The 6,730-nt window shown below is 67.8% G+C and carries 7 protein-coding genes; 2 read left to right on the top strand and 5 right to left on the bottom strand.

From position 1 onward, the window contains the following. From I55_RS16780 to I55_RS16765, 4 genes are all read right to left on the bottom strand, one after another. Positions 1-501: transporter substrate-binding domain-containing protein (locus I55_RS16780; protein WP_044561725.1), on the bottom strand; the 501-nt coding region annotated here is incomplete at its 3' end. A 99-nt stretch (positions 502-600) separates the two neighbouring features. Then, complete coding sequence (locus tag I55_RS16775; protein WP_044561724.1) at positions 601-1,374, bottom strand: ABC transporter substrate-binding protein; 774 nt, start codon at positions 1,372-1,374, stop codon at positions 601-603. 182 nt (positions 1,375-1,556) lie between these two features. After that, positions 1,557-2,516, bottom strand: a complete 960-nt coding sequence (locus I55_RS16770; RefSeq protein ID WP_044561723.1) for a nucleoside hydrolase — start codon at positions 2,514-2,516, stop codon at positions 1,557-1,559. A gap of 25 nt (positions 2,517-2,541) precedes the next feature. After that, on the bottom strand, positions 2,542-4,209 hold the full coding sequence (locus tag I55_RS16765; protein ID WP_252181182.1) for an adenosine deaminase: 1,668 nt from the start codon (positions 4,207-4,209) through the stop codon (positions 2,542-2,544). A gap of 314 nt (positions 4,210-4,523) precedes the next feature. Here I55_RS16765 and I55_RS16760 point away from each other — a divergent pair, with 314 nt between their 5' ends. Beyond that, positions 4,524-4,793 carry a hypothetical protein gene (locus I55_RS16760; protein WP_148293788.1) on the top strand — a complete coding sequence of 90 codons (270 nt, stop codon included), beginning with the start codon at positions 4,524-4,526 and terminating at the stop codon, positions 4,791-4,793. Positions 4,794-5,136: 343 nt separating this feature from the next. Next, complete coding sequence (locus tag I55_RS16755) at positions 5,137-5,409, top strand: FAD-dependent oxidoreductase (protein ID WP_044561721.1); 273 nt, start codon at positions 5,137-5,139, stop codon at positions 5,407-5,409. A gap of 167 nt (positions 5,410-5,576) precedes the next feature. Here the strand turns inward: I55_RS16755 and I55_RS16750 are convergent, their stop codons facing one another. Beyond that, positions 5,577-6,722 (bottom strand): bifunctional 2-polyprenyl-6-hydroxyphenol methylase/3-demethylubiquinol 3-O-methyltransferase UbiG, encoded by a 1,146-nt coding sequence (locus I55_RS16750; protein WP_044561720.1) that lies wholly within the window; start codon positions 6,720-6,722, stop codon positions 5,577-5,579. Positions 6,723-6,730: the final 8 nt, after the last annotated feature.

Here is a 6,730-nt window from a genome sequence, read left to right as displayed (position 1 = left end):
GTCCTCAATGCCGGCGCGGTGCAATCGCTCCAGGAAGGCGGAGCCGGCGTTGACCAGGATGGTGTCGTGTCCGTCCGCCAGCGCCGCGCGCAACTCATCGAAGGTGGTGATGGCGGCCGGGTCGTCGGCGCGCACGGCCAGCACCGTTTCCATACGGATGACGGCGCGGTGGGAATAGAGTATCCGGGCTTCCCGCTCCGCCGTGCGGTAATAGCCGCAGTCCGTATCCAGCCGCCCCGCCGCCAGTTCCTGAACCGCCCGGTCGTGGGTCAGCCAGTCCGTGGACCATACCAGGCGCACGCCGGCCACCTGTTGGCTCAAGGCCAGCAGGATTTCCTCGCACATGGCGGGGGCCTTGGCGTCCGATGGACCGTGGCGCGGGATGCGCAGCTCCAGAACCGGTGCCGGCGGGTCGCTGGGTGCCGGGGAGGCGCCCGCCCCCGTCCATGCGCCGAGCATGGCGGTGACGACCAGCACGGCGCGGCGCGCCCACCGCCCCATGCCTATTCGATGTCGGCATTTCCGTTCCACGCGGGGCCCCCATTTCCCACGGGCCCCAGTCTACACCCCGGCATGGCATTCTTCTAAGTGCGCCTTCGGTCAGGCCATGCCCAGGCGCACGCGGTGGGCCAGGGTGTCCAGGTCTGCGCGCCGGGCCAGGATGGCGGCGTCCAGGGTCGCCACGATGGCGGCGCAGTCGGGCAGGCTGCGGCGGATGGCCAGCGTCCGCACCACCGTACCCAGGAAGGGACGGGGGGTATAGGCCAGGACGCTGGTCAGTCCGGCACTGCGGGCCAGGTAACCCATCTGCAATTCATCATGGACGAAGGCGTCGATGCGGCCGGCGGCCAGCATCTTCAGCACGCTGACCGGTTCCGGCACCACCGCCAGGGTGGGGATGGCGCCCATGTGCTCCGTCGCCCAGCCGTTGCCGACGTAGCTGCCCAGACGGAAGGCCGCCAGCTCTTCCAGGCTGCCAACCGCCTTGAAACGGTCGTCGTCGCGGCGGTGCCAGATGCCGATGTCGCTGGTCATCACCGGCTGCAGGCAGAACTGGACGTAAAGGGCGCGGTCGGCGGAGGGCACGGTGCAGAAGCCGTCCGCTTGGCCGGCCCGCACGGTGGCCTGGGCGCGGCCCCAGGGCATCAGGCTGGTGGTCTGGCTATAGCCGGCGGCCGCCGTCACCACGTCCACGTCGTCTTTCAGCAGGCCGGCGGCGTTGCCGTCCACATCGGCATAACTGAAGGGCACCACATTATCGGCGTAAACGAAGCGCAACGGCGGCACCGCCGCGTGGACGACGGACCAACGCGCGACACCGGCGGCGCCAATAGCCAGCAGCAAAGCCCGCCGATCCAGGGTGATGCCACTCATGAAGCCCCCCGCGTGTTCGGTCCTGGATGAGCGAAGGCTGGGACGCGCGTCAAATGAAGGTCTGGAGACAGGCCTGTCCGGACCACTACTCCGGACAGGCTACATGAAAAGGATAGGCGGCAGAAGCGCCGCCGTCAGAGCCACGTGCGATCGCGTTCCGCTCCGGTGGCTTTGTGGCCGTGTCAGCGCACGGCGTCGGTCATCATGCGGACGAAGCCCTCGCGGTCGGCGCGCTTGATGACCCGCATGTTCGGCACCTGCGGCGCCAGGTCGGGGTCGGCGTCGGCGGCGTCGGGCAGGATGGCGGAGGAGACGCTGGAATAGCCGCGCGTCAGCACGCCCACCGTCTCCACATCCACCACGCAGTCCTCCGCCTCCAGCACCAGGGCCTCATTCAGCGCGCAGGCGCAGGTCAGGGCATCGGGGTGGATGCTGCCGTCGATGCGCTGGCGATCGCGGGAGAAGGCCAGGCTGTCGCGGTTCACGCGGGTGAAGAAGCGCGAGACCGGCGTATCCAGGGCCGCGATGGCGTCCAGTTCCGCGCTGGTGATCACGCCCTCGACCATGGACCGGGTCCAGGTCAGCAGGCTGGCCTTGAAGCCGGCGTTGACGACGATCTTGGCGGCCTCGGGATCGACATAGAAGTTGAACTCGGCGGCGCTGGTGACATTGCCCACGGCGTTGTCGGTGCCCCCCATGATCCACAGATGCTTGGTGGCCTGGACGATGGCTGGCTCCTTCATCACCGCCAACGCCAGGTTGGTCAGCGGCGCCTGGGCGATGATGGTCACCTCGCCCGGGTGGGCCATGACGGTGTCGATGATGGCGTCGACGGCGTGCTTGGCTTCCGGCCGCTGCTTGGCGGGCGGATAGTTGGCGTCGCTCATGCCGTCCTTGCCGAAGACGTAGGCCGCGTCCAGCGGCTTGCGCATCATGGGCAGGCGGGCGCCGGGATAAACCGGCACCTCGCCCCCGCGACCGGCGGCCTCCACCGTGTACAGCGCGTTCTCCACGCACTGGTCGAAGGTCACGTTGCCGTGGCAGATGGTGATGGCGTCCAGCGTGACGGTGGGGTTGCGCAACGCCAGCAGCAGGGAGAAGGCGTCATCGCCGGCGGTGTCGGTATCGATCAGAAGGCGCATGGCCGCGGTCTCTCGCTTCAGGAGCTCAATCAGGGGATTTGGCGGTGGTTTTAGGGCCGTGGCCCTGACCCCACAAGCCGGTTTCGGCCTCGGCGGCCACGGCCGCCTCGAAATCATGGAAGTCCGCCTCCAGCCGCCATTGCAGGGCGGCCTTGGGGCTCCGGTCCAGGAAGGACTGGCAGGCGGCGGACGGAGCGGTCCCCGGCTGGTCGACGGCGCAGTCAGGGGCCAACTGACCGGGCGCCGCCCAGATGCTGGCGCCGGGCAGGAAGGCATGCTCCAGCCCATTGCGGGAGAAGGCCTTCAGCGTGGCGTAGTCCAGGCCATAGGTCTCCGCCGCGCGGCCGTACTCATGCGTCAGGTCGATGCGCGACACGCCCTCGTCATCGGTGGACAGGGCGAGCGGCACGCCGAAGGCGCGGTAGGTGGTGATGGGGTGGTCGCGGTCCTTCACGCCCAGGATGACATCGTTGCTGGTCAGGTTGATCTCGACCAGCACGCCCCGGTCCGCCATGGTGCGCAGCAGCTGCTGCGCGCCCGTTTCCTGCCCGATGTCCACGCCGTGACCGATGCGCTTGGCGCCCGCCACCTCCACCGCCAGGCGGATGTGGTCGCGCAAATCCTCCGGCGGCACCAGGCCCAGCGCCAATTCGCCGGCATGCAGCGACAGGTTGGCTGCTGGATTGCGGGCGCCCAGGTATCGCAGCGCCCGCATATGCAGGCCGTAATCACCCAAGGCCACCGGGTTATCCTCCGGCGCCACGAGATTGACGCCGACGAAGCGCGGATCGGCGGCCGTCAGGGCATAGCCGTACAGGCTTTGCGCGAACACCTGGGGCGCCGGCAGCACGCGGATGACCTGGGCCAGGTAGCGGATTTGCACGGCGCAGCCCGGCTGGGCGTCGGCCGTGCCGCAACGCAGGACCTGGCGCATGCGGGCCTCCGCCGCGTCGGTGTCGGCCTTGGCGGTATCAATGACGGCCCGCAGGTCCGGTTCGATGGCGGTGCGCCACGCGTCGAATGTGGCGGTGTCACCGGCCACCGTGCCCGGGGCTGGCGTGCCCAGCGGGGCGGCCAGCGCCGCCGCCTTGGGCATGCCGTTGGACCACATCAGTTCCAGGTACAGCACGTGGCTGGCGGCGGCGCGGTTGGCGGCCTCCGCCAGCATGTCGCCGACATGGCTTTTTACCGCCGGCTCGAACTTGGAGAAGGTGTCGAAGAAGTGATCGTGGCCGGAGTCCGCTCCCCGCTCGTGGTTGCGCATGGACAGGGAATTGATCAGGCGGTTGTACAGGCCGACGTCGCGCCGGGCGTCGGCCGCGCTGACCAGGCCGCCGGTGCACGGGGCGGGCTTCAGGACCAGGGCCTTGGGATCGGCGCAGCCGCCGCTGGCCGCCGCCCACGCCACCATGTTCTCAGCATAAATGCCGCCGGTCAGGTGGTTGTGCAGGTCCGCCCCCTTGGGCATCCGGCGCAGGAACATGGCCAGGCGCACCGGGTCCGCCCGCAGGTCGTGGAACAGGGCCGCCGTTTTCGCTTCAGGGGTCTTCGCCTCATAGGGCTTTGCCACAGGAAGCTGGGCCTCCTGCACGGCGGGCGCCGGGGGGGTGGGAGGCGTGGCGGTGGGTGGTGTGGCGGCACAGGCGGTCAACAGCAGGCTGGCCGCCGCCAATGTCAAACGGGTACCCGTCAAGCGGGTGCCAAACGCCCCCAAACCCATTCCCCTTGCCCCTTATCATCTTGACCACCCACGGAACCGCTGCCGGATGGGACAGGGCCAGGCCAGTCGACATACCAGGGGCAGGGGCTATAGGCGCATATGCCGTTGCCAGTCCAGGGTATTATGGGGGCTGACGGCCAGACCCGCCACCCGGCAAATCCGGGAAGACTTTCAAGTGGACCACGGGTGCCGGCCCATAGCCGGTGGCTATGGAATCGGTATGTTGAACCTTAATCTTCCGCGGCTAAACTTCCGGTTCGTCCATTCCCGCCGTCAGGAGAATACCGGTGCGCGTCCTCTCCCCCCTCACCCTTTGCATGATCGTCGCCGCCCCGTTGCTGCTGTCCCTACCGGCCTCGGCCCAAAGCGCCCCGTCGGATGCCGACAAGAAGGCGGTGGTCCAGCAGCAGAAAGAGAATGAGGATGCGGAAAGCCTCTGCCGCGTCATCAAGGAAAAAGCCGATTACGAAAAATGCCTGGAATTGTACTTCCTGGACCAGGAGCAGTTCCGCGCCTTCCTGGACGCGCACAAGCCCAAGTCCGCGCCCAAGGGCTGAGCGGGGAAATGGCTGGTCGCGCTGGTGGCTGGCGCCCCCCCCCCCGTGCTGATCGGCGTGGTAGAATAACGAGTTTTTGTCGTAAATTAAACAATTCAACACAATGATACCTGGGCGCGATTGGTCGCAGGCCCGTTCTGAGGTTGCCTGGATCAGGTGGCCAGTATGTTGTGCCCTCAGGAGTCCAGGATATTCGCGGCTTTCGGGAGTCTGTGACCCGGCTTATTTCACGATAACCCGAATGTGGTATGTAAGCCAAACGTCGCTTGACAGCGGGGGTGGCCGCAATTGAGCATGGGGATCAACTTGGGGCGGCCTTGACGGGCGCCGGGCAGGAACACCCATGACGACACGGCCGACCATCGCCATCATCGGCGCGGGCTTTAGCGGTTCTTTGCTGGCCTTGCACCTCCTCTCCCGCGGGGCGGACTGTCCCCGCATCCTGTTGATCGAGCGCGCGTCCGACTTCGGGCGCGGCCTGGCCTATGCCACCGGGAACCCTGCGCACCTGTTGAACGTGCGCGCCGGGAACATGAGCGCCTTCCCCGACCAGCCGGAACACTTCCTGTCTTGGCTGCGCGCCCAGGGCGACGCCATGCTGCCCATTTCCAGGTGATAGTTGGAAAAGGTGTCTCGCCGAATCGCCTGCCGCCAGCGGTCGACATCCTCCACCGTCAGGACAGGTGCTGGAGCGGACATTGCTTTATCTCCCAGGGGCGGTGGTTCAGGGGGGGTGACTGGCGGTGATGTTAACACGGGGACTAGCCTGCCGACGGTGGTGATTTACCCGCCGGTCGGCGCGGCACGGGTGGCCATGAGGTACTGTTGCCCCCGGCCGAACAGGCTGCGGAAGGCCCGCAGCTCATCCGCTTCACCCCGCCACAGCCGGGGCGCCCCGGTCAGGAAGGCGCTCAGCGCCGCCGCCGTGGGTGCCCAGTGCGCTGGCAGCAGGTCACGGATGGTGACCACTTTGTCCAGGAAGGCGGTCAGCACGGCGGTGTCACCCAGGTCCTTCAGATCCAGATGGATGTCCCAGGCCTCGCCGCACAGTGCCTCCACGCGCCGGCCCAGGGCCGGATCCACCGCCACCGGCGGCAGGCGATAGTCGATCAGGGACAGCGACCAGCCGGCCAACTGGTCGGCCACCCGTTCCCATTCCGTCTGCGTCGATTCCGGCACGGACTTGTACCAGCGCCAGTCCTGCAACAGGCGGGGGGAGGTGCCGACAGTGTCGAACCCCGCCCCCAGCGTGCGCGCCACGTCCTCCAGGGTGAAGGCGATGTTGCGGCCATAGGGGTGGAGGATCTGGTCCGTCACCCAGTCCTCATGCAGGCGACTCATCCCCGGCAGGCTCAGCAGGTCCGGGCGGAAGAAGGCGGCCATGCGGCCCGCCAGGGCGGGCAGGCCGTCTCCCCGCTCGAACAGGGGCCGTAGCGTCCGCCGGCAGGTTTCCGCCAGCAGCGAAGTGTGGCTCATGGTGGTGACGACCAGGACGCCGTCGGCGGCCACCAGCCTGGCGATGTGGTTCAGGAATCCCACAGGGTCCTGCTGCGGCGGCAGCAGCCCTTCACACAGCACCACGTCGAAGCGCTCGGGGATATCCATCTCCAGCACGTTCCCCTGCCGGACCTCCACGTCAACGGCACCGAACAGGCCATCCGCCTGTTTCGCCGCCAGCGCCTTGATGGAATGGGGGTTGCCGTCGACCATGACGTAGCGGGCGGGTGCCAGGCTGGCGGTGTGCAGGGCGTTGTCGCCCGTGCCGGGCCCGATCTCTAGGACCTGCCGCCCCCGCACCAGCGCCGGCAGCAGGCCCAGGTGGCGGTACAGCGCCTGCCGGCGGGCGAAATGCTGGCCCATGTCGGACAGATCCTGGCGGACCGGAATGATCTGGTTCTGCTCGTAGAAATCCAGGTAGGGGCGGGTCATGGCGGCCA

This window comes from Azospirillum sp. B4, from assembly GCF_000333275.1.
GTDB lineage: Bacteria > Pseudomonadota > Alphaproteobacteria > Azospirillales > Azospirillaceae > Nitrospirillum.
The sequence above is the reverse complement of the archived record's forward strand: the minus strand, read 5'-3'. Positions and strand labels throughout refer to the sequence as shown.

Excerpts from the sequence above, each read along its gene's own strand:
- I55_RS16770 (WP_044561723.1), bottom strand. The coding sequence starts at position 2,516 with ATGCGCCTTCTGATCGATACCGACACCGCCGGCGATGACGCCTTCTCC.
- I55_RS16755 (WP_044561721.1), top strand. The coding sequence starts at position 5,137 with ATGACGACACGGCCGACCATCGCCATCATCGGCGCGGGCTTTAGCGGT.
- I55_RS16775 (WP_044561724.1), bottom strand. The coding sequence starts at position 1,374 with ATGAGTGGCATCACCCTGGATCGGCGGGCTTTGCTGCTGGCTATTGGC.
- I55_RS16750 (WP_044561720.1), bottom strand. The coding sequence starts at position 6,722 with ATGACCCGCCCCTACCTGGATTTCTACGAGCAGAACCAGATCATTCCG.